The organism is Bacillus carboniphilus (assembly GCF_020524035.2).
GTDB lineage: Bacteria > Bacillota > Bacilli > Bacillales > JAIVKR01 > Bacillus_CC.
The window spans coordinates 1,437,900-1,461,317 of record NZ_CP129013.1 but is presented as its reverse complement, the minus strand read 5'-3'; the positions used below and the strand labels follow the sequence as shown (position 1 = coordinate 1,461,317).

19 protein-coding genes and 2 pseudogenes are annotated in these 23,418 nt (G+C 35.4%); 20 read left to right on the top strand and 1 reads right to left on the bottom strand.

Going from position 1 to position 23,418, the window contains the following annotated elements:
• Window positions 1-52: 52 nt before the first annotated feature.
• The 3 genes and pseudogenes from LC087_RS19635 to LC087_RS07480 all read left to right on the top strand — a co-directional run bounded on the left by LC087_RS19635 (window position 53) and on the right by LC087_RS07480 (window position 3,872).
• Window positions 53-629 (top strand): annotated as a pseudogene (locus LC087_RS19635) (5-formyltetrahydrofolate cyclo-ligase).
• 214 nt (window positions 630-843) lie between these two features.
• A pseudogene (locus tag LC087_RS07485) lies at window positions 844-1,784 on the top strand (L-lactate dehydrogenase).
• A 921-nt stretch (window positions 1,785-2,705) separates the two neighbouring features.
• Window positions 2,706-3,872 carry a rhomboid family protein gene (locus LC087_RS07480; RefSeq protein WP_226539935.1) on the top strand — a complete coding sequence of 389 codons (1,167 nt, stop codon included), beginning with the start codon at window positions 2,706-2,708 and terminating at the stop codon, window positions 3,870-3,872.
• A gap of 45 nt (window positions 3,873-3,917) precedes the next feature.
• Here LC087_RS07480 and LC087_RS07475 read toward each other — a convergent pair whose 3' ends face one another.
• Window positions 3,918-4,790: a hypothetical protein gene (locus tag LC087_RS07475; protein ID WP_226539936.1), complete on the bottom strand. Its 873-nt coding sequence runs from the start codon at window positions 4,788-4,790 to the stop codon at window positions 3,918-3,920.
• A gap of 129 nt (window positions 4,791-4,919) precedes the next feature.
• Between LC087_RS07475 and LC087_RS07470 the strand changes: the two genes are divergently transcribed.
• From LC087_RS07470 to LC087_RS07400, 17 genes are all read left to right on the top strand, one after another.
• Window positions 4,920-6,389: a spore germination protein gene (locus LC087_RS07470; protein WP_371932689.1), complete on the top strand. Its 1,470-nt coding sequence runs from the start codon at window positions 4,920-4,922 to the stop codon at window positions 6,387-6,389.
• Between the two features lie 154 nt (window positions 6,390-6,543).
• Window positions 6,544-6,741, top strand: coding sequence for a YqgQ family protein (locus LC087_RS07465; RefSeq protein ID WP_226539938.1), 198 nt, complete (start codon window positions 6,544-6,546; stop codon window positions 6,739-6,741).
• Window positions 6,742-6,791: 50 nt separating this feature from the next.
• A complete protein-coding gene (locus tag LC087_RS07460; RefSeq protein WP_226539940.1) occupies window positions 6,792-7,760 on the top strand; it encodes an ROK family glucokinase in 969 nt (322 codons plus the stop codon).
• A 299-nt stretch (window positions 7,761-8,059) separates the two neighbouring features.
• On the top strand, window positions 8,060-9,991 hold the full coding sequence (locus LC087_RS07455) for an LTA synthase family protein (RefSeq protein WP_226539943.1): 1,932 nt from the start codon (window positions 8,060-8,062) through the stop codon (window positions 9,989-9,991).
• Between the two features lie 178 nt (window positions 9,992-10,169).
• Window positions 10,170-11,234: a M14 family metallopeptidase gene (locus LC087_RS07450; RefSeq protein WP_306020508.1), complete on the top strand. Its 1,065-nt coding sequence runs from the start codon at window positions 10,170-10,172 to the stop codon at window positions 11,232-11,234.
• A gap of 55 nt (window positions 11,235-11,289) precedes the next feature.
• A complete protein-coding gene (locus LC087_RS07445; RefSeq protein WP_306020506.1) occupies window positions 11,290-11,439 on the top strand; it encodes a hypothetical protein in 150 nt (49 codons plus the stop codon).
• A gap of 62 nt (window positions 11,440-11,501) precedes the next feature.
• Window positions 11,502-12,347, top strand: a complete 846-nt coding sequence (locus tag LC087_RS07440; RefSeq protein WP_306020504.1) for a YqgU-like beta propeller domain-containing protein — start codon at window positions 11,502-11,504, stop codon at window positions 12,345-12,347.
• Window positions 12,348-12,848: 501 nt separating this feature from the next.
• Window positions 12,849-13,856 (top strand): LacI family DNA-binding transcriptional regulator, encoded by a 1,008-nt coding sequence (locus tag LC087_RS07435; RefSeq protein ID WP_226539946.1) that lies wholly within the window; start codon window positions 12,849-12,851, stop codon window positions 13,854-13,856.
• Between the two features lie 253 nt (window positions 13,857-14,109).
• Window positions 14,110-14,385 carry a hypothetical protein gene (locus LC087_RS19630; RefSeq protein ID WP_371932661.1) on the top strand — a complete coding sequence of 92 codons (276 nt, stop codon included), beginning with the start codon at window positions 14,110-14,112 and terminating at the stop codon, window positions 14,383-14,385.
• Between the two features lie 25 nt (window positions 14,386-14,410).
• The gene (locus LC087_RS07430) at window positions 14,411-15,409 is read left to right on the top strand and encodes an ABC transporter substrate-binding protein (RefSeq protein WP_371932660.1); all 999 of its coding nucleotides are present in this window, start codon (window positions 14,411-14,413) and stop codon (window positions 15,407-15,409) included.
• A 78-nt stretch (window positions 15,410-15,487) separates the two neighbouring features.
• Complete coding sequence (locus tag LC087_RS07425) at window positions 15,488-16,405, top strand: carbohydrate ABC transporter permease (protein WP_226539947.1); 918 nt, start codon at window positions 15,488-15,490, stop codon at window positions 16,403-16,405.
• Window positions 16,395-17,225: a carbohydrate ABC transporter permease gene (locus LC087_RS07420; protein ID WP_226539948.1), complete on the top strand. Its 831-nt coding sequence runs from the start codon at window positions 16,395-16,397 to the stop codon at window positions 17,223-17,225. Before LC087_RS07425 ends, LC087_RS07420 begins: the two co-directional genes overlap by 11 nt.
• Before the next feature lie 16 nt (window positions 17,226-17,241).
• A complete protein-coding gene (locus LC087_RS07415) occupies window positions 17,242-18,534 on the top strand; it encodes a GH1 family beta-glucosidase (protein WP_371932659.1) in 1,293 nt (430 codons plus the stop codon).
• Window positions 18,524-18,577 (top strand): hypothetical protein, encoded by a 54-nt coding sequence (locus tag LC087_RS19625; RefSeq protein ID WP_371932688.1) that lies wholly within the window; start codon window positions 18,524-18,526, stop codon window positions 18,575-18,577. Before LC087_RS07415 ends, LC087_RS19625 begins: the two co-directional genes overlap by 11 nt.
• A gap of 59 nt (window positions 18,578-18,636) precedes the next feature.
• Window positions 18,637-19,974: a glycoside hydrolase family 30 protein gene (locus LC087_RS07410; RefSeq protein WP_264189874.1), complete on the top strand. Its 1,338-nt coding sequence runs from the start codon at window positions 18,637-18,639 to the stop codon at window positions 19,972-19,974.
• A gap of 78 nt (window positions 19,975-20,052) precedes the next feature.
• Window positions 20,053-21,048 (top strand): hypothetical protein, encoded by a 996-nt coding sequence (locus tag LC087_RS07405; RefSeq protein ID WP_306020500.1) that lies wholly within the window; start codon window positions 20,053-20,055, stop codon window positions 21,046-21,048.
• A complete protein-coding gene (locus LC087_RS07400) occupies window positions 21,041-23,281 on the top strand; it encodes a hypothetical protein (RefSeq protein WP_306020498.1) in 2,241 nt (746 codons plus the stop codon). Before LC087_RS07405 ends, LC087_RS07400 begins: the two co-directional genes overlap by 8 nt.
• The last annotated feature ends 137 nt before the right edge of the window (window positions 23,282-23,418 follow it).

Below are 23,418 nucleotides of genomic sequence, written 5' to 3'. Positions count from 1 at the left end.
GCTGTTTTACTTTTATATAGAAAAAATTCAAGATTTGAGGATAATGTAGGAAATGAAAAAGCAAGAATACCGTAAACAAATGCAAAATAAAATATCTGAATTATCTGTACAAAAGAAAGAGAATTATCATAATCAAATCTCGTCTTTTTTATTCTCTTCAGATGATTGGCAAAATGCAAACCATATTGGAATAACGGTTTCAATAAAAAATGAAATTGATACTAAAAAGGTAATTGAGTGTGGATGGAGAGAAGGGAAAAAAGTATCTGTACCTAAATGTTTTTCAGAAACGAGAGAAATGATCTTTAGAGAAATATCATCTTGGGAGCAGACTTGAAAAAGGGTACTATGGGATTGAAGAGCCGAAAGTAAAACAAACCATTCAAACAAAAAGGAATGAAATAGACCTTTTGTTTGTTCCAGGTGTATGTTTTGATAATAATGGCTATCGTATAGGTTATGGAGGAGGTTTCTTTGATAAATTTCTTAAAGATTATAAAAACCAAACGGTTGCTCTTGCCTATCATTTTCAAATCATATCGTACATACCAGTAGAAAGACATGATGTTCCTGTAAATAAAATTATTTCAAATCGAGGAGTACATGTGATAAAGGATGTATATAAATGACGCTTAACTTAAATAATAAAATTGTTAAACTACATAATTAAATTGTTTTTTTAAAACCTTTGTTAAAAGTTAATCAGTGCTTCTATTCCCCTTATTCTCTTAATGATTAGATTTAATGAGTGCAAAAGTTTGTGAATTGATGTACAATGTATATTGTGAAAAAAATCACATATAAATGAAAAAGGAAATCCATTTTTGAAAGGAAGATAGATACATGCGTCGTGTAAATCGTGTTGCTTTAGTAGGAACAGGTTTTGTTGGTTCTAGCTATGCTTTTGCTCTTTTAAATCAAGGTGTTGCAGATGAATTAGTGTTAATTGATTTAAATAAAGATAAATCTGAAGGAGATGCGATGGATTTAAACCATGGTTTATCTTTTGCTTCATCTCATACAAGAATTTGGTATGGTGATTATACTGACTGTAAGGATGCTGATATCGTAGTATTGACAGCAGGAGCAAATCAAAAGCCTGGTGAAACGAGGTTAGATCTAGTTGACAAAAATATAAAAATATTCAAAAGTATCGTTTCTCAAATTATGGAGAATGAATTCAATGGAATCTTTATTGTAGCCACCAATCCAGTTGATATATTGACCTATGCAACTTGGAAATTTTCAGGGTTACCACATTCACAAGTCATTGGCTCAGGAACAATACTTGATACGGCTCGTTTACGATATTTAGTAGGAGATTATTTGCAAGTAGATCCAAGGAATGTCCATGGGTATATAATTGGAGAACATGGTGATACTGAACTACCTGTATGGAGTCAAGCTTACATTGGAGGGACCCCTATTTTGAAGATGGTTGAGGAAGATAACCGCTTTAATCAACCAGAATTGGAGTCTATATTTACTAATGTTAGAGATGCTGCATATCAAATTATTGAGAGAAAAGGCGCTACATATTATGGTATTGCAATGGGATTAGTCAGATTGACGAAAGCGATCTTTAATAGCGAAAATTCTATTCTAACCGTATCTTGCTACTTAAATGGACAATTTGGTCACGAGGATGTTTATATAGGAGTTCCAGCAATTGTGAATAGAAATGGAATAAGAGAGATTGTAGAGTTGAATTGAATGAGGATGAAAAGAATCAATTTTCACATTCCGTTCAAACGTTAAAAAACACAATGTCTCCATTCTTTTAAATTTTACTCCTTGAATAATAAACTTTAATTTAACAAATGATAGACCTTAAGAAGAGAAAGTTTCTCATTTTGTTAAAAAAGGGTGAATGATTTGAGGAGGTTAAATGTTTTATTTGTCTGTTTTTTGGTTGGAGCAGTATCTTATGCCAATCGTTATCGAATTATAAACTATCTATTAGGGTTCCAAACCATTAGACATTACTTTATTCGCTATTCCATGAAAATCCCATTTATTAGGAATAAATTTATGTACAGAGCATTTAATTAAACCGGTATGAAAAGCTGGCTATCATTATTGGAAGCCAGCTTTCGTTATTTACAGAGTAAGAAAGTATAAAAAATCTGTCCTTATTCGGATGGTGCTTTTATTTTTGTCTAGCTCCAGCGCCCAGCGACGGGTAGCGCTTTCGAAGCACACGACGTGCTAGCATCATCGTTGCCCACAGGACGTGCGATGAACAGGAAGTTTTAGCATCAACGTTAGCCACAGGACGTGGCTGATCTTAGTTGATGATCCATTGTGTAGATGATGTTCCATTTCTCTACGATAAGTCAACATCGAAGCCTGCGGCTTTTCGTGTTTCCTTTATCTCATGCGGCGATGCCCAGGACGGGCTAGCGTCAACGTTAGTCACAGGAGGTGACTGTACTTAGTTGACGTTCCAATTGCGTCGCTAAACGGGTGCTTCCGCTTTTCTTATTGTCTAGCTCCAGCGCCCAGCGACTGGTGTTGCTTCGCCCTTCTCTCTACGATAAGTCAACATCGAAGCCTGCGGCTTTTCGTGTTTCCTTTATCTCATGCGGGGGCTATAAGCACCTGCGTCGCTAAACGGGTGCTTCCGCTTTTCTTATTAAGCTTCGTCATTATTTATGGAGCTTTTATTATGTTATAATGAAGAAAAAAATCGGAGAGAATTTCTAATGTTAAATCAGGATTTTACGTTTTGGAAAATAATTAATACGTTAGTTTTTAATGAGAAGTATCGCCTTGTCAAATTATCAGAAAATCAAAGTGAGGCATGGTTAGAACCTTCAACTAAACAACCATTTCAATTAGTCAGACTAGTTAGATATGATTTAGATTGGTCTAATTGGATTGATAATGACTTGGAACGTTTAGGGAAACAAATGGAAGTGGCACGAAAACAGTTACTAAAAAGAGATTTTCAAATATTAAATATTTATGTATCTACTTTTTTACCTGTTGATGATTTTCAACAACGAATTGAATCCTTACATAAAGAAAACAAAACAAGTATTAAAACTATGATTGTATCACAAGCTGAAAATAAGGAATCACTTGAAAAGTTATCAGAAAAGATAAACTGTTCTATTCCTGAGGAAGAGGATATAGATTCCTATGAAAAATTAGATGAGATTAAAAGAAGGATTATTGCTCATACAAATAACCTTCAAAAACAAGAAAAAAAATTATTAAATAACGGTAAGCCCTTCTTCACAAAGGTCTTTCTAGTTGTGCAAATTCTCATCTTTTTTTTGATGGAGCTAGTAGGTGACAGTACGAGTACTTCAACGTTATTAAAATTTGGGGCAAAGTATAACCCTTTCATTATTGAAGGTGATTGGTGGAGGTTAATTACACCTATCTTTATCCATATTGGTTTCGCTCATCTACTAATGAACTCATTGGCCTTGTATTTAATAGGAGCAGCTGTTGAGCGTATGTATGGTTCAAGTCGATTCATTATTATTTATCTTTTAGCAGGAATTGGCGGTACATTAGGGAGTTTTGCTTTTAATAGTGGTACAATTTCAGCTGGTGCTTCAGGGGCTATTTTTGGCTGCTTTGGTGCCTTGTTATACTTAGGTGTTTTAAAGCCAACCTTATTTTTAAGAACGATAGGTCCAAACATTTTAGTGCTTATTGGAATCAACCTCGTTTTTGGATTTATTGTTCCCGGAATTGATAATGCTGGTCACATTGGTGGGTTAGTTGGCGGTTTTTTAGCTGCTTCAATGACACAAATTCCAAAAAACAACAAATGGGTTCATCGAGTAGTAGGTTTGTCTAGTCTTATTGTTATCTTTTTATTTTTGTATTTTGTAGGTATTCGATTCACTTATTAGGATAGGAATAAAAAGCTCTGGAAAATAGTATCTCTTCCAGAGCTTTTAATTAAGTGATTGAATAAACTGATATTTCTCCCCTGATTTACCCTGTATCAATATTTGTAAATGGGAATGATCTTTTGCAAATAAGATGAGTGGAACACTACTACCTATAGGGCCCTCAATGGAATCATCTTGCTTCTTAAGTCCTAAGACATAGTTCTTATACAACCCTTCCCACAAATGCCCTAAGATTTTTTGTGTTTCTTCAAGTGAATAGTGCTCAAGGCTTTGATTATTCAATTGATAAATGGAAGTGAGTGATTGTTTATTATACTTTTCTTCATTAATTTTGAAGTGTTCAATCAGTCTTTTCCACTGATATTCTTGTTGCTGATTACTTATTCGATCAAGAATCGTTTGCCACTCCTTCTCTTCATCGGTTCTTGGTGACTTAAAAGACTGAATATCCGAAAAGGGTGAATGGATTACATATAGTTGATCCGAACTCATGGTTTGTACGCTTTTGATACTATTGTCCTCAAGATGAATTTCTCCGTAGTGAAATGTAATAGAAGTATAATGGCTACTATCTTCTCCTTTTATTTTCTTACTTTGATTAAGTTTACTGGAATGTTCCTCCCAATCGAAAAATACATCCACTAGTTTTCCATTTTCAAATAAAAGAGAAACATCTTGTCTTAAAAAAACATCTTCACTTGTTTCGGAATAGATTTCCCATTGTAGAAGGTATTCATTATTTGTCTGGGTAATTTCGTCTATCGCTGTATAGGCTTTTGAAAATATCACCTCAGAAGATAGAGGAAAAAAGATAATACTTTCCTTTACTCTTGTTTGATTTATAAGAAGCATTGTAGTGATCACTGAAATAAAAACGGCAATCAAGATATAACTCACAAGTTTACTTTTTATCATACATTATTCAACTCCAAGAAGGACAAGTCTCATATTTAAATGTATGAAGAGCTTACCTACTTATTCCAAAAATTAAGTATGTTTTCTAAAGAAGATGACGAAGATGGTATTAGCAACTGGACGAGGAGAATGGTAATGGATAAAGATCAATCTAAAAATAAAGTAGTCTCAAATTTAACGGATAATAGAGAGTTTCTACATAAAAAACTAGGTGCCGATAAAAGCTTTGATGTCATTGCGTTAGATGTTCATTATGCTGAAAAAGATATGTGCCTTTTTATGATTGACGGATTTGTTAAGGATGATATCTTACATTATTTAATGGAGTTTTTAGCAAAGCTAGATCCTCACGCCTTAGAGGACCAAACACTAGAGAAACTCTTAAAGACGTATATTCCATATGTTGAAATCGATCACACAGACAGTTTAGATCAAGTTGTTGATTATGTATTAGCTGGACCAACAGCCCTTTTAGTAGAAGGACTTGATGTTGCAATTATTATTGATGCTAGAACTTATCCAGTCCGAGGCCCACAAGAGCCTGACATGGAAAGGGTTGTTCGAGGGGCAAGAGATGGATTTGTTGAGACGATTATTTTTAATACGGCACTCACAAGAAGAAGGGTTCGCGATCCTTCGTTAAGAATGGAATATTTACAGATTGGTCGCAGGTCGAAAACAGATGTAGCTGTTTGTTATTTGGAAGATGTTGCGGATCTTCATCTAGTTGAACATATTAAAAGGTCGTTAGCAGAAATAGATACAGATGGTTTGCCAATGGCTGAAAAAACGGTTGAGGAATTTATATCGGGACGGCATTGGAATCCTTATCCCCTTGTGAGGTATACAGAGAGACCAGATACTGCGGCAGCACATATCTTTGAAGGACATGTCATCATCTTTGTTGATGGTTCACCTAGCGCGATTATCACACCAACAACCTTCTGGCACCATTTACAGCATATTGAAGAGTATCGTAATAAGCCTTTAACTGGTGCGTACTTAAGGCTTGTTCGTTTTATAGGAGTTTTGAGTTCAATCTTTTTATTACCACTATGGTTTTTATTAGCTACTTCTAGTGTGATTTTACCTGAAAGTTTGTCTTTTATAGGAACGGAAGAACAAGCAATGATTCCTCTTATTTTTCAGTTTCTGATCATAGAGTTAGGTATTGATTTGCTTAGAATGGCTGCGATCCATACCCCATCATCATTAGCGACTGCATTAGGTCTTATTGCTGCATTGATGATTGGACAAGTAGCGGTAGAGGTGGGACTATTAACAAATGAAGTTATTTTGTATTTATCGATTGCTGCAATTGGAACGTTTGCTACTCCAAGCTATGAACTGGGGCTAGCAAACAGGTTGGTGAGGTTAGCCTTATTAATTCTCTCCGGTTTATTTGGTGTTAGTGGCTTTGTTATTGGGATTATGTTGATCATGATATTGCTCATTCGAATGAAATCATTTAATGTCCCTTACTTCTGGCCATTTATTCCGTTTAATTACCGAGCAATTCGTGATGTTTTTTTAAGATCTCCCATCCCTTTGAAAAATCGTCGACCTACCTTCTTAAATCCTCAAGATCCAGATAGATAATATGAACTATTCATTTACTAGTAAGGATGTCTACTAACAATGTCGACATCTTTTTTTTTGTTTTAGAATTATCAATTCACCCTTCACACGTCCTAATAAACAGGACTATAATAGTGAATGGGACATGAGTAACAGTTTGAAGGAGATCGTGATGATGAAAACTCTGTATGATGTTCAACAACAACTTAAACAATATGGTACCTTTATCTATACAGGGAACCGGTTGGCTGATTTAGAATTGATGATGGATGAGGTAAGGCAGCTTCATCAATCTCAATTAATTGATAAGGACGATTTTCAAATGGCCTTATTATTATTAAAACAAGAATATGCTAAAAGGACAGATGGATAAGTGAATCAAATATTGAAAACGATTCCATGCTCATAATGGAGGTTTGTAAAATGACAGAACAATGGATTGTAGGCGTTGATTTAGGCGGAACAACAATAAAGATGGCTTTTATCACCTTTTACGGTGAAATAATTGAGAAATGGGAAATACCTACTGATAAAACAGGGAAATCAATTACGACAGATATTGCAAAAGCAATTGATCAAAAAATAACCGCACTAGGCTATCCAAAAGATAAACTAATGGGCATTGGGATGGGAGTGCCTGGACCGGTTAATTCAGAACAAGGATTTGTCTATAAAACGACAAATTTAGGGTGGGAAAATTATCCTTTGAAAGACCATTTAGAGAAGGAAACGTCCCTTACTGTAGTGATTGATAATGATGCCAACATTGCCGCTTTAGGTGAAATGTGGAAAGGTGCTGGTGACGGTTCCAATAACCTGATATGCGTTACACTTGGGACAGGAGTTGGTGGTGGGATCATCGTCAACGGACAAATTGTCCATGGAGCGAATGGTGCTGGAGGTGAAATAGGTCATATTACCTCCATTATTAAGGAAGGAGCCCAATGTGGATGTGGGAAGAAGGGGTGTTTAGAAACAATTGCTTCAGCAACAGGAATTGTTCGCCTAGCAGTTGAACGACTAAATCAAGAGATGGAACAAGAATCTCTCCTTCGAACGCAATTTGAAAAAACAGGAGCGATTTCTGCCAAAGATGTTCTAGATGCTGCCAGAAATGAAGATGTTCTTGCTCTAGAAGTGTTTGAACTTGTGTGCCACCACTTAGGGTTAGCTTTAGCAAACTTGTCAAATGGATTGAATCCTCAAAAGATTGTCATTGGTGGAGGGGTTTCAAAAGCAGGTGATTTCTTAGCAAATCATGTTGAGAAATGGTTCCAACAATACACATTCAATAGAGTAGGGAGCGCGGCTGATTTTTCAATTGCTACTTTAGGAAACGATGCGGGTGTTATTGGTGGAGCTTGGTTAGTAAAGCAACAAAAGGAAATGTAAAATACACAAAAACTAAATGAAATTTTACAAAAGCAACCTGTTATATATGGTTGCTTTTTTCATTCTTTAACACAAACACTTTATAGTTTGTTGATTTTTTGAAACTTTTTTAGAAGTAATCCGTCTATAATGTGTATACGAATATTAAAAATATTATTACTTGTGAACAAAAAATAAAAACCATTGATTTTTTGTAAAAGAAGTATTAAGATATGATTTAGTTATCTTATCTCGAACCTAAAAATTGGAATTGGAAATATGCATATAGCGCAGATCGAACCTTAAGAGGAGGTAAAAAAATGCGTGAAAAATCACTCTCAAAACTGTCTTTTTTATTAATAGCAACAGTATTGATGTGGATTAAAACCTACATTGTCTATAAGACTAGTTTTGATATAAAAATTGAAAATTTAACTCAAGAGTTTATCTTATTTATAAATCCAATCAGCTTTTTGTTACTAATCTTTGGAATTGGATTATTCATGAAAGAAAAAAATCGAAATCGTTGGGTTATATTCACAAGTATATTTATGACGATTATATTGCTTGCCAATATGGTTTTTTATCGTTTCTATAACGATTTTTTAACGATTCCAGTACTATTTCAAACTAGTAATTTAGGAGATTTAGGAAGTAGTATTCAGGAACTATTTAATTGGACAGATATTTTAATTTTTGCAGATATTGTTTTCTTAGCATGGTTGATGAAAAAACCAAGCTTTCAATCAGTTAGCAAAGCTACACGTAAAGAAAGAACAGCCTATTTCTTAATGGCAGTTGCCGTGTTTTTCTTTAATTTAGGATTAGCAGAAACAGAACGCCCACAACTATTATCTCGATCTTTTGACCGTGAAATGCTAGTTAAAAACATTGGAGCATACAATTTTCATATTTATGATGCGTTTTTACAATCTAAAACGTCCGCACAAAGAGCACTAGCAGATAGCAATAGTTTAGTAGAGATTGAAAACTACTTAAACGCCAATGAAGTGGAACCGAATCAAGATATGAATGGAATTGCTGAAGATCGCAACGTGATTGTTATCTCTTTCGAATCTGTTCAAAGCTTTGTCATGAATGAGACAATTAATGGAGAAGAAATCACACCGTTTTTAAATGACTTTGCGAAAGAAAGCTTCTACTTTGAAAACTTCTATCATCAAACAGGGCAAGGAAAAACATCAGATTCAGAATTTTTATTAGGAAACTCTTTATATCCTTTAGGTAGAGGTTCGGTATTCTTTACCAATGCGACAAATGAATATAATGCTTCACCTGAAATTTTGAAAAATAGTGGATATTACACGTCTGTTTTTCATGCCAACAATAAAACCTTCTGGAATCGAGACGTCATGTATGATTCATTTGGTTATGACAAATTTAATTCAGTGACTGAATTTGATGTAATTGAAGAGGGTGAGGACCAAAATACGATCGGTTGGGGATTAAATGATATTGACTTTTTCCAACAATCCATTGATATGTTAAAAGAACAGCCTCAGCCATTTTATTCAAAATATATTACGCTGACAAATCATTACCCTTTCCACCTTCCTGAGGAAAGTAAGTTTATTGATGAATTTGAGACAGAAGACGATGATAAAATCGTAGAGCGTTATTTTCCAACGGTTCGATATACAGATGAAGCTATTAAGCAGTTTGTAGATAGCTTAAAGGATGAAGGTTTATACGAAAACTCCATCATTGTAATTTACGGTGATCACTACGGAATTTCAGAAAACCATAATACTGCAATGGCCGAGTTCTTAGGGAAAGAAGAGATTACTCCTTATGACACCGTTCAATTGCAAAGGGTACCAATGCTCATCCATATACCGGGTGTTACAGATCAGAATCCACAAGTCATATCTGAACCTACCGGACAAATTGATTTAAAACCAACCATTATGAATTTGCTTGGTCTTGATACAACTGGTGATATTCAGTTTGGAGCGGATATGCTTGCTGAAGAACGCTATCCATTTACGGTTCTTCGTGATGGTAGTTTCATCACTGATGAAATTTTATATACACGTGGCTCCTGTTATGATGTGGGCACAGGTGAAGAAGTTGACAGTGCAGGTTGTGAGCCATATATGGATAAGGCAAAAAAGGAACTAAGCTATTCAGATCAGATTGTTTATGGAGATTTGTTGCGTTTTTTAGATGAAGATAAGGTGAATGAACAAAATCAACTTCAGACAGACTCCTTATCAGAGATAATAGAATAAAAAATAAAGAGCCTGAACATCGTGTTCAGGCTTTTCTTTTGTATTTGATTAAAATATTGAAAAGTTCGTGTACTTTCTCTTTGTATATACTACCTGAATAGGAAATGGCCGAAGTAACGAAGAAGGTTGAAACATTGTATACCTCCTTACATAAGATGTTATAAGGAGATGGTGTAGGATGAAGTGGGATATATCGACAGGGGATTCATTAGAAGAAATTTCAAAAAAATTTCAAATACCACCTTATCTTTTGGAGGACTCAAATCAACGGTTTGCCTTAGGTAGTGATAAAATCAATATTCCAGGCTGGATAAAAACAAACAATGATTTCGAAAAAGTCACAAATGATGTAATAAATACAAAAAAACCTTATTGTTATCATGAACTAAAGAATGACCTCAATTACCTATGTGAAGTGTTTCCTTTTATTCGGAAGGAGGTTATCGGCTACAGCGTATTAGGTCTTCCTTTATATGAATTGAAAATTGGTCGTGGGAAGAAAAAAGTTCATATGAACGCCTCGTTTCATGCGAATGAATGGATTACAACATGTATTATGATGAAATGGTTACAAGATTATTTGTTGGCAATTATTAATCAACAATCTTTTCACTCATATCAAGTAGAAGATTTATATAAAGAGGTAACGTTATCTATTGTTCCTATGGTAAATCCAGATGGAGTAAATTTAGTGATAAATAAAAAGTTAATACCAATTCAAAATCTCCAATATGTGCTAAAATTGAATCGAAACAATGAAGATTTTTCAGAGTGGAAGGCCAATATAAGAGGAGTAGACTTAAATAATCAATATCCAGCTAATTGGATTATTGAAAAAGAAAGAAAAGTTCCAAAATCTCCTGCACCAAGAGATTATCCTGGGGACTTTTATTTAACAGAACCAGAGTCAATTGTAATGGAGCAATTAGTAAGAAGAAGTGACTTTGATGTGGTTGTTGCCTTTCATACTCAAGGAGAAGAAATTTATTGGGGATATGAAGGATTTGAGCCTATATTATCATATCAAATAGTTAAGGAATTCGAGAAGGTAAGTGGATATAAGCCAGTTCAGTATATTGATAGCCATGCTGGCTTTAGAGATTGGTTTATTTATACTTATCGAAAGCCAGGTTTTACTGTTGAACTGGGTTTAGGAGAGAACCCTTTACCTCTTTCTGAGTTTGATTCAATCTATTGTAAGTCAAAGGGGCTATTTTGGTCTTCCTTGTTTATGTGTCTTTAATAGGGGAAAAAACGTGCATTGTTTAGTATGTAAATCGTAGTAGAGGTGATAAAGGTTGAGAAAGGTGTATCCAATTAGTTTATTTTTATCAGTTAGTATTTTGTTAAGTGGGTGTACCTTTCCTCAAAGTGAAGAAGAATCATCGGGAAAATTAATAAAGTCATCATCTTTAATTGAAGAGTTGAGTGGCTGCAGAAGTGGATGAAGAACAGTTTAGGGAAGTGGTTGGATTTCTTTCAAATAAAGAGATTCTCGTTCTAGAGGGAGATGTTTTGTTTATCTTTCATCTTGAAAATAAGCAAAAACGAACTTTTTTTTGAAAGCCAAAATTCTATAGAAGAGGTATTTCTAACTGAAAGTTTGCTTATTGTCCACCAAAGTCAATCAGTAAGTGACAATGAGATAATTGTTTTTAATAGACAAGGTGAAATATTACTTTCCTGGGAAGTAGAAGGTACTTATTTTCAATATGAAGTCAATCCTTATGATGAAAACATCGTTTTCTTAACAAGCTTTGATGAAAATTGGGTATATCGTACTTATGAGATTAATTTAGAAATGGGGAAAGTAACCAAAAGCTTGATTGAGGAACCTTTTATTGAGTGGGTGAGTAAAAATGAATATACGTATCTTGCTTGGAGTCAAGAAATAGAGGAGACAACTGCACCACTTGTGCTAGCTGACGTTAATAGTGAATGGAATGAAATATTTGCAGAAAATGTAATCGAGCAGCAAAGTTTGAAAGAGGGTTTAATGTATGTTTCAATGGAGGATGAAGATCGAGGTATTGTTAAATATCATTTTTATTCCATGATAGAAAAACAAGAATGGTCTTTTTTTGAAGGTGAAATTAAGCAAGAATATCATGAATGGATTATCCCACCATACACAGTAGATTGGAATGGGCACATGTTTTATACCTTTATATTAAACGGTGATTCATATACTCTTGTCCAATTTAACATTGATACAGGTGAGCAAGTGGTATTAAAAGAGCACCTTGATCCAAAAGCTATTCAAGTCTCTCCCTTCAATAAACTATTGTTATATGGAGAGAAGCAGTCTGAGGTATTTAGTTTAGAAACTGGAATAATGAAAAGTTTAATTAAATGATGGATGGGAAAAGGGAGGCACATTCCCTCTCTTTTCTGTACTAATGATAAAATTTTTCTTAATCTGAGCAATGGATACATACGCCCTATTGAATTTGACAGTTTTCTTTTTTTAAGAGGTTGTTCAAAAGTCCTTAAAAAATGTCGGATGAATAACTTTGTTGGTTTGCTTTTCCGCTCCTCAGGCGCACACGATGTGCTAGCGCAGACGTTAACTCGCGCGACGTGGTTGCTTTTAGCCTGTGATCCGTCATCTGATCGTACACTGTGAGTGCTTCGATGCCCAGGACGGGCTAGCGCAGGAGTTGTCACAGGACGTGACTGAACTTAGCCTGCGTTCCTTTAAGCAGTCGCCTCGTTCTTCAGCGTCCTTTTTTCCCTACTTTTTGAACACGCACTTTAAATAATATATTTTAATTTAAAAAAGTAATTGCATATGTAGTAAGGAAGGACTATAATAATTGTTGAAAGCGGTTTCGATATTGATGTGAGGTGAAAAACTGTGGTAACAATATATGATATAGCAAAGAAAACCGGTTTTTCCGTCACAACGGTATCTAAAGCCTTAAATAACTACTCTGATGTAAGTGAGAAAACAAAAAAGAAGATCTTAGAGGCTGTTGAAGAAATGAACTACTTTCCTAACTCCTCTGCAAGAACGCTAACAACGAAAAAGTCATGGACAATTGGTGTCGTTTTTGTTGAATCACTTGGGTTAGGGATTAAACACCCATTCTTCAGCGAGGTTATTGAAAGTTTCAAGAAAACAGTAGAAATTCATGAATATGATTTGCTTTTTGTTTCTCGAAATATGCATAATCAAAAAAAAAGTTACTTAGATCATTTTCGTTATCGAGAAGTCGATGGAGTGGTCGTTGTTTGTTCAACAATAGATGAACCTCAAGTAACGGAATTGATGGAGGACTCGATCCCTAGCGTCGTCATTGATATGGACAGTCAAACATCAAGTGTTGTTTATTCTGATAGTTTAGAAGGAAGTCGACTGGCAGTTGATCATCTTGTTTCTTTAGGACATAGGAGGATTGCTCATATCGCAGGTCACCAACAAACATTTGCTGGGAAAGAGCGGTTAAAAGGTTATGTTGATAGTATGACAGCCCAGAAAATAAATGTTGAAAGTAAATACATCGTCGATGGTGGTTACTTTTCAAAAGAAGGCGGATACGAGGCGATGGAACGATTATTATCGTTAGAAACGCCACCTACTGCCATCTATGCGGCAAGTGATAGCTTAGCGATTGGAGCAATTGAAGCCATTAAGGATCAAGGATATGAAGTTCCAGAAGATTTCTCAATTGTTGGTTTTGATGACATTACGATTGCTGAACTCATGTATCCCAAATTAACGACTATCAAACAACAAACAGAGCTAATCGGAGAAAAAGCAGCTAAGTTACTTTTGGAACAAATAACGAACAAAGAGAAAATTGTTAATTGCGTTAAAATTCCTGTACTTTTAATGGAAAGAGAAAGTTGCAGGAAGATTTGATGGTTATTTTGTCAAGACTCAAAAGAAGTGAACTTTCTAAGGTAGACGAAAGTCTGAACTTCTTTTATTAAGAAAACCGAAACCGTTTTCGAAACAAAAGGAGAATCGGCAATCATATTGCCTGTATCAGTAGTTATTGACAAAATCGAAACCGTTTTCGCAATAGTTTATATTTACTAATTAACTTGGTTTGGTCAGATAATATAATTATCTGTTTCAAATATTAATCATTTAACCAAATGGAGGAATTATCTTGAAAAAATGGATAAGCGGTATGTTAAGCTTAACGTTACTTACTGGAATGCTAGCAGCCTGTTCTTCTGGCGAGGAAGATAGCGCTAGCGGTGGAGATAAAAAAGAGGACAATACCATTACAATTTGGTCCTTTACTGATGAATTAGAAAGACAAGGCGCAATTGAAGCATTTGAAGAAAAGTATGATGCGAAAGTTGATTTTCAAATTATTCCCACTGAAGACTATACAACGAAGGCAAAACCAGCGCTTGAAAGTGGAGTAGGAGCTCCCTGACGTCTTTACAGCCGAAATTGCTTGGTTGCAGCAATGGACAGATCGTGATGACTACTGGGTGAATTTATCTGAAGAGTACGGTGTAGACGAATGGGAAGATGATTATGTACCATATGTGTTTGATTTAGGTAAAGATTCAAATGGTGATGTTCGCGCTCTATCTTGGCAAACAACACCAGGAGGAATATATTATAGACGGAGCATCGCTGAAAAAGTGCTAGGAACAGATGATCCTGCAAAAGTTGGCGAAATGTTAAGTACATGGGATGGGATGTTTGAAGTAGGAGAGAAATTGAAAGCAGAAGGATATGCCCTATTCCCAGATGAAGGTGCAATTCGCTGGTTTGCAAAAGGAGAAGATCCTCAGCCTTGGGTGAATGAAGATAACGAATTAAAAATGACAGATGCAAAAAAAGAGTATATGGATAAAGCGAAAGATTTGAGAGAGAATGGTTATACTGCTCTTGCAGATGAATGGTCTCCAGAATGGCTTGAAGGAATGGATGGTCCAATTGGCGGAAAAACAGAAGTATTCTCTTATGTATTACCAACATGGGGACTTTCAGCTATATTGAAAGCTAACACAGAAGCTACTGTAGGTGATTGGGCTGTTACTAATGGACCTAACCCATATTTCTGGGGAGGTACGTGGTTAGGCGTTTACCAAGGATCAGAAAACAAAGATTTAGCCTTTAAGTTTGTTGAAATGATGACTCATGATGAAGAGTTTTTAACGGATTGGGTAAATGAGTATGGAGATGTCGTTTCATATCTTCCTGTCACTGAAAAGGTAAAAGGTGATATCAGTGATGAATTCTTAGATGGACAAAATCATTATGAGTTTTTCTTAGAAGAAGCAGAATCAATTGATGCTAGTTCAATAACCAAGTATGATCAAGAAATTGATCAGTTGTTTGGTAATGAAGTAAAAGAATATCGAGATGGTAAGAAGACGAAGGAAGAAGCAATCGAGGACTTCTATAATGCAGTTAAGAACGCATATCCAGATATAGAAACACCGTAATATGAAAAGTAAATAGAGATAGATATTCCCCAATATCTATCTCTATTTATGTCAGCATAGGGAAAGAAGGAATGCATGATGAAAAATATTAATTACAAAGGTTATTTTTTCATAGCCCCGTTTTTTTTGATCTTTCTTACGTTTAACATCTACCCTGTTTTGCTAACGTTTTACTATTCGTTTACGAATTATCAAGGGTATGGAAATGCAGAGTTCGTCTTGTTCGAAAACTATGCAAGAATATTAACGGATGAAGTGTTTTATGAAGCGTTTTTTAATACGTTGAAGATTTGGGGATTGAACTTTACTTTACAATTAGGAATAGCCTTACTTTTAGCAGCTTTATTTTCTGATTTGCGCTTTAGAGTAAAAGGGCTAGGAGCATTCAGAGCAATCTTTTATTTACCGAATATCATAATGATATCTGCAGTTGCAGTCCTATTTAAAATTTTGCTCGCTTGGCCACACGGATCGATTAACCAAGTGTTAATGAATATAGGCATTATTTCTGAACCAATCCAATGGCTCAATCAACCAGTTACAGCACAAGTTTCGGTAGCGTTGATTTTAACCTGGATGTGGTTTGGTTACACGTTTATTATCCTCATGGCCGGTGTATCAGGTATTTCAAAGGAATATTTTGAGGCTGCGCTGATGGATGGAGCCAATAGATGGCAAACGTTTACAAAAATTACGTTACCTTTACTTAAACCAATCATGTTATATGTCTTGATTACATCGTTAGTGGGAGGTTTGCAATTATTTGAATTACCACAGTTAATTTCAGCTACGGGTCTTGGTGAACCTGAAGGTGCATTAAATACGATGGTACTGTATTTATATAATCAGGCATTTAAATATAACAACTATGGGTATGCAGCGACGATTGCTTATGCCTTATTCATCATTACTATTATATTCTCAGTTATTACATTTAAATCAATGTACCGCGATGTCAAACCAAAAAAGAATCGGGGTAAGAAAAATGAAAAATAAACAATTGTTAGGAAAAGTTAGTATTTATGTGTTATTAATTTTTTTAGCCGTTATAAGTATCATTCCGTTCTATATGATGATTGTCAATGCAACAAGATCCACTAGTGAAATCTTGAAAGGTTTTTCATTAATACCAGGTAGTAGTCTTTCGGAAAATTACACAGTTTTGACTGACTTTGTGCAAATTTGGACAGGTTTTAAAAATAGTTTGTTTATTTCAGTAACGGTTACGGTTTTATGTGGATACTTTTCAGCTTTAACAGCATATGGATTTGCTGTTTATGAATTTAAAGGGAAAAATGCTTTATTTATTTTTACGTTAGTAACGATGATGGTTCCACCGCAACTTGGCTTAATTGGCTTCTATGAATTAAACAAGTCTATAGGCACGTTAAATACGTTTATCCCATTAATTATACCGACTATTGCTAGTCCGTTTGTTGTCTTTTTCTTACGACAATTTGCTTCTTCTACCTTACATCCATCGTTATTAGAGGCTGCACGCATGGATGGAGCAGGAGAACTAAAGATTTTTCATACAATCGGTTTACCGATGATGATGCCAGCAGTAGCGACGATGTCGATCTTTACGTTTATTAACTCATGGAACAGCTACATTATCCCCTTGGTCACGTTATTTTCACCAGAAAAATATACGTTGCCACTCTGGATGGGTTTCTTAAAAGGTGGGAAAGTAGCAGAAAATTTAGGTGCAGTATACTTAGGTATAGCGATTTCTGTTATCCCAATTATGATTGCATTCTTGTTCTTCTCTAAATATATTATTAGTAGTATTTCGGCTGGTTCAGTAAAAGAATAGTGGGGTGTAGTATACAATGAAACAATTTTCTCAAGAGTTTATTTTTGGGACTGCGACATCTTCTTATCAAATTGAAGGGCCAGCGTCCGTTGATGGACGAACGCCTTCCATTTGGGATACGTTCTCCTATACGCCAGGAAAAGTGTTGGGCGGAGATACGGGTGATGTTGCGTGTGACCATTACAATCGCATGGAAGAAGATATACAAAATATTAAAAATCTTGGCGTTGATTCATATCGATTTTCAATTGCTTGGCCAAGGATTTTTCCAAAACAAGGTCAATATAATCCAAAAGGGATGGAGTTTTATAAAAAACTTGCGAAACGGTTAATGGAAGAAGGCATTAAGCCGTTAGTGACTATTTATCATTGGGACCTACCGCAATGGGCAGATAATTTAGGTGGTTGGATTAACCGAGAATCCGTTGAATGGTTCATGGAGTTTGCTAAGAAGTGTTTTGAAGAGTTAGATGAATATGTAGCGCAATGGATTACTCATAATGAGCCTTGGTGTGCAACAATGTTAGGTTATCATCAAGGAGTTCATGCTCCGGGTCATACGAACTTAGATGATGCAGTTAAAGCAGCCCATCATATTTTGTTATCGCATGGACAAGCGGTTCGATATTACAAGAGTGAATTTGCAGGACAAAAACCAATTGGAATTACATTGAATTTATCTCCTGTGTATGCCGCAAGTGAAACAATGAATGATCAGTTAGCAGCTAATAATCAAGACGGTTACTTGAATAGATGGTTTTTAGACCCTATTTTTAAAGCGAAATACCCTGAAGATATGATGAATTTATTTTCTAAGTTTGTTCATGATTATAATTTCATACAAGAGAAAGATTTACAAATTATTTCTACTCCTTGTGATTTCTTTGGGATTAACTATTACAATCGGTTCTTAATCGAATATTCAGCAGCATCTGAATTGTTATTTAAAGAAGCATACTCTGATTATCCGAAGTCTGGGATGGGTTGGGACATCTCTCCAAACGAATTTAAAGAGTTAATTCACCGTCTTCGAAAAGAGTATACAGATCTTCCAATCTTTATTACTGAAAATGGAGCAGCGTTTGATGATGTTTTAGAAGAAGATGGAACGGTTAAAGACCATGACCGAGTGGATTATGTGGAAAAACATTTAACGGTTGTTGCTGAATTAAATGAAGAAGGAATGAATGTTGCAGGGTACTTTTTATGGTCATTACTCGATAATTTTGAGTGGGCATTCGGCTATGAAAAAAAGATTCGGAATTTATTTTGTAGATTTCAAAACGCAAAAAAGATATATGAAAAATAGTGCAAAGCGCTACAAAGAGATTGTAAAAAGTCGTAAGATATAATTGAGAATGCACAAAAACGAAAGCGGTTTCGAATTTTTTGACAAAGGTGGGGATAGAGGATGTCTCAAATGAAGGTTATACTTACAGCTCAAAACACGGAAGATCGCTTAACTGAGAAGGAGCCACTTCAATTAAAAGAAACTTCTTCTGAAAAGCAAGTAGACATTGAAATCGATTCTAATGAAACGTATCAAGAAATCCTTGGGTTTGGGGGAGCGTTTACAGAGGCTGCAGCATACACGTTGTCACAAATGTCTGAGGATAAGCGTAAGGAAGCAATCGAGAGTTATTTTGACCAAGAAAATGGTTTAGGTTATTCAATTGGTCGAGTTCACATTCATAGCTGTGATTTTGCGCTAGGAAATTATACGTATGTTGAAGATGGTGATGTTGAGCTAAACACGTTTGATATTTCAAGAGATCATAAATGGGTTATTCCTATGATTAAGGATGCTATGAAGGTGAAAGGTGGAACAATCCCGTTATTAGCATCTCCTTGGAGCCCTCCTGCATGGATGAAGACGAATAAAGAAATGAATAATGGTGGTCAATTGCTTCCTGAATATCGCGATGTATGGGCAAAATATTATACGAAATTCATTAAAGCTTATCGCGAACAAGAGTTAGATATATGGGGCGTGTCTGTTCAAAATGAACCAGCCGCTGTTCAAGTTTGGGATTCTTGTGTCTATACAGCAGAAGGAGAACGTGATTTTGTAAAAAATCACTTAGGTCCTGTGATGCATAAAGAAGGCTTAGAAGATATTAATATTGTCATTTGGGATCATAATCGTGATTTAATCGTTGAGCGTGCTTCAACTGTTTTAGAAGATTCAGAAGCAGCAAAATACGTTTGGGGAACAGGCTTACATTGGTATGTGAGTGAAGAGTTTGAAAAGGTCGGTGAAGTACACCGCCGCTTCCCTGATAAACATCTTTTATTTACTGAAGGCTGCCAAGAAGGTAGCGTTCACTTAGGACAATGGATTACGGGTGAACGTTATGGTCGTAATATCATTGGGGATTTAAATAATTGGGTAGAAGGTTATTTAGACTGGAACCTTGTCTTAAACGAAGAAGGTGGTCCTAACCATGTAGGCAACCTTTGTGATTCTCCTATCATTGCGGATACGAAAACAAATGAGCTGCACTATAATAGTTCTTTTTACTATATTGGTCATTTCAGCAAATTCATTAGACCGGGTGCTGTTCGTATTAAATTGACCAATACCAATGAGAAGTTAACACCGACTGCTTTCAAAAATAAAGACGGATCAATTGTAATGGTTGTTATGAATGAAACGGATGAACAAGTATCGTTTTCAATGAAACTAGAAAATGGAGTTTGTGAAGCATCTTTACCAGCGCATTCAATTGCAACGTATACGTTAAATTAAATGAAAAGGCCGGAATCTTATCAAATTCCGGCCTGTTTTTAAAAATACTATTAAGATGTCGAAAGGTGAGTTCAATATATGTCAACCAATGAATACTCTTTTGATCAACAAAAAAGATTTGTCATTGAAAACTTTGACCGTACGAGCCCTTTTTCTAGCTTTCTTCCAGGGATAGCAGGGAAAAAGGGAATTCCGATGTGGACTTTTTATGTAAACCGAGGACAAGGAATCTGTAGTTTTGGAGTGAAGGATAAACATTCTCCAATAATGGAATTCTCTCCTGCTAATATTGCTTATAAATCGGTATATAACAGCGGATTCAGAACCTTTATCAAATTTAAGGAAGATGGTAAGGTGTATGAACCATTTAGTTCTATAGGTGAAACCCCGCATATTAGGAGAAAAATGTATATTGAGGCGAATCAACTTACAATTGAAGAAGTGAATGAAAAAGATGGATTTAAGGTGTACGTTCAATACTTTAACATGCCGGAAGAAAATTTTGCAGGATTAGTTCGTAAGGTGGAGGTCACCAACTTAAACAATCATCCTCTAAATCTTGAAGTGTTAGATGGGCTACCAGAAATCTTACCATACGGAGTTACGAATGAAATGTATAAAGAAGTTGGTAACTTAATGAGAAGCTGGATGGAAGTGTATAACACTGAAAACAACATTCCTTTCTATCATGCAAGGGCAAGTATTGGTGATGAAGCGGAAGTAACGGAAGTGGAAGGTGGGCACTTTTATTATTCTTTTACTGATGATGAGAAGCTTATAACACCTATTGTGGACGCTACCCTTATTTTTGGACAGGATACTTCACTTACACATCCTATAAATTTTGTTTCTTCATCTTTACAAAATGTAATGAAGATGGAGCAAGTGACAGCAAACAAAGTACCTTGTGGGTTCACTCCTGTGCAAAAAGAAATAGCTTCTAAAGAAGCTCTGACGATAAATACCGTCATTGGTCATGTGAAAGATATTTCTATTATTGAGTCTCAAGTTGAGAAGCTTATAAACGTAAATTTCATGAATGAGAAGCAGCAGACTTGCATGCGAAATGATTAGAGAATTAACATGTGCAGTTGATACGGCAACTTCTTCTGACTTGTTTAATGAATACGCTAGGCAAAGCTATCTTGATAACTTGTTAAGAGGTGGCTATCCTCATATCATAGATAATAAAGAAGATGGTTTTATTTATCACCTCTTCTCAAGAAAGCATGGAGACTTAGAACGGGATTATAACTTCTTTACGATTGCTCCTGAATATTACTCGCAAGGAAATGGGAACTTCAGGGACGCAAACCAAAATAGGCGAAATGATATTTTCTTTAATCCGAAAGTCAAAACCTTTAATATGAAAATGTTTTTTAGCTTCATTCAAGCGGATGGATACAATCCACTTTCCGTAAAAGGTTGTTCGTTTGAACTTAAAGAAAAAGAACAAGTTAAGACTTTGTTAGAAAAACACTTTGGGGGCTTTAATCAGAACTTGGCTGATTTGTTAAGCGGAAAATTTACACCAGGTGGCATTCATCAAATTATTTCAGGTCGAAATTTACAGTACTTAACAAGTGAAGAAGCGTTTTTTGCCGATGTATTCGCTCTTTCTAAGCAAAACTATGAAGCGAGCTTTGGAGAAGGGTATTGGGTCGATCATTGGACGTATAATATGGATTTAATTGATAGCTACTTAGATATTTATCCAGATATGTTAAAAGAAGCTTTCTTTGAAGACAAAGAATATATGTTTTTTGATAGTCCTGCTTTTGTTCAACCGAGAAATGAAAAATATGTTCTCTCTAAAGGAAAAGTGAGACAGTATGGCTCTGTCATTGAAGATCATGAAAAGATGACTCAACAAGGAACGAACATGAATGAAACAAACTGGCTTAAAACGAAACGTGGACAGGGAGAGATTTATACGACAAACCTTTTCACTAAACTTCTTTCTTTATCAGTTAATAAGTTTGCCACGTTAGATCCAGCTGGAATCGGGATTGAAATGGAAGCTGATAAACCAGGTTGGAATGATGCTTTGAACGGTTTACCAGGCTTGCTTGGTTCTGGTATTAGTGAAACGTTTGAACTAAAACGTGTCGTCCTATTTATTCAATCAATCATTGATTCCCATGAGGATGTCAAAGTCGATCTACCAATTGAAATAGCCGAATATTTACAAGAGATAAATACGGCTGTCGAGAAAAACTTATGCGGTGAAATTACAGATTATCAATATTGGGATGAAGCATCAACCTTAAGAGAAGCATATCGTGAAAAAATCCGTTTTGGAATCGTAGGAGAAGAAAATACATTTGAATTAAAAGACTTTAAAAAAGTGATTGCTCTTATGTTACAAAAGTTAAACAGAGGGATTTCAAAAGCGGAGGAGCTTGGAAAAGGATTAACGCCAACTTATTTAACGTTTGATGCAGAAGAATTTGAAGTGGTGACAGATAAAGAAGGTAAAGAAATATTAAGTCATTATGGCTTGCCAAAAGTAAAAATTAATCGTTTGAGTGAACCAAAGCCGCTAGCTTACTTTTTAGAAGGACCAACTAGAGCGTTTAAAACGTTTGACAATCAAGATATAGCTAAAAAGACACATGAAGCGGTTAAACAGACTGATTTATTTGATGCACAATTAAAAATGTATAAAACGTCCGTTAGTCTAAACGAAGAATCTTTTGAGATTGGACGCATTAAGGCATTTACACCAGGTTGGCTTGAAAGAGAATCTGTCTTTTTACACATGTCTTATAAGTACTTACTTTCTTTATTGAAAACTGGGTTACATGCTGAGTTTTTTGAAGAGATAAAAACATCTTTAATCCCCTTCCTTGATCCGAATGTTTATGGAAGAAGTGTTCTTGAAAACTCTTCATTTATTGCTAGTTCGAATAATCCCGATTCGTTAACACATGGGAAAGGGTTTGTTGCACGTTTAAGTGGATCGACAGCCGAATTTTTAAGCATGTGGAAATTAATGTTGGCTGGCGATAAAGTTTTCCAAATGAAGGATGGAAACTTGACGATGGCACTGAAGCCAGCTTTACCGAACTGGTTGTTTACTGCCGAAGGTACGGTTTCGTTCTCATTTTTAGGGAGCACGAAAGTCGTTTATAAAAATGCCAACAAGAAAGATACGTTTGGTTCAAATAAGGCAGAAGTTTCATCTTATCAATTGGTTTATTATGATGGTCGTAAAAAAGAAGTTGAAGGATCTATGCTACTAGAAAAGGAAGCTAAAGAAGTAAGAAATGGTGAAGTAGCAGAGATTCATTGTACGTTAATCTAAATAGATGAACAAAAGTACCTCCCAGAATAAAATCTGAGGAGGTACTTTTGTTTTAAGCGTGTGCTTTTCTTAAATGATTAGAATGTATAAACTTTGTCCTTTATAACAAGGTGTTATCATCATTGTCTAGCTCCAGC

Bases quoted from the DNA above. Each gene is read 5' to 3' on its own strand.
- LC087_RS07480 (WP_226539935.1), top strand. From the start codon at position 2,706: ATGTTAAATCAGGATTTTACGTTTTGGAAAATAATTAATACGTTAGTT.
- LC087_RS07475 (WP_226539936.1), bottom strand. From the start codon at position 4,790: ATGATAAAAAGTAAACTTGTGAGTTATATCTTGATTGCCGTTTTTATT.
- LC087_RS07470 (WP_371932689.1), top strand. From the start codon at position 4,920: ATGGTAATGGATAAAGATCAATCTAAAAATAAAGTAGTCTCAAATTTA.
- LC087_RS07465 (WP_226539938.1), top strand. From the start codon at position 6,544: ATGAAAACTCTGTATGATGTTCAACAACAACTTAAACAATATGGTACC.
- LC087_RS07460 (WP_226539940.1), top strand. From the start codon at position 6,792: ATGACAGAACAATGGATTGTAGGCGTTGATTTAGGCGGAACAACAATA.
- LC087_RS07455 (WP_226539943.1), top strand. From the start codon at position 8,060: ATGCGTGAAAAATCACTCTCAAAACTGTCTTTTTTATTAATAGCAACA.
- LC087_RS07450 (WP_306020508.1), top strand. From the start codon at position 10,170: ATGAAGTGGGATATATCGACAGGGGATTCATTAGAAGAAATTTCAAAA.
- LC087_RS07440 (WP_306020504.1), top strand. From the start codon at position 11,502: ATGTTTTGTTTATCTTTCATCTTGAAAATAAGCAAAAACGAACTTTTT.
- LC087_RS07425 (WP_226539947.1), top strand. From the start codon at position 15,488: ATGAAAAATATTAATTACAAAGGTTATTTTTTCATAGCCCCGTTTTTT.
- LC087_RS07420 (WP_226539948.1), top strand. From the start codon at position 16,395: ATGAAAAATAAACAATTGTTAGGAAAAGTTAGTATTTATGTGTTATTA.
- LC087_RS07415 (WP_371932659.1), top strand. From the start codon at position 17,242: ATGAAACAATTTTCTCAAGAGTTTATTTTTGGGACTGCGACATCTTCT.
- LC087_RS07410 (WP_264189874.1), top strand. From the start codon at position 18,637: ATGTCTCAAATGAAGGTTATACTTACAGCTCAAAACACGGAAGATCGC.
- LC087_RS07405 (WP_306020500.1), top strand. From the start codon at position 20,053: ATGTCAACCAATGAATACTCTTTTGATCAACAAAAAAGATTTGTCATT.
- LC087_RS07400 (WP_306020498.1), top strand. From the start codon at position 21,041: ATGATTAGAGAATTAACATGTGCAGTTGATACGGCAACTTCTTCTGAC.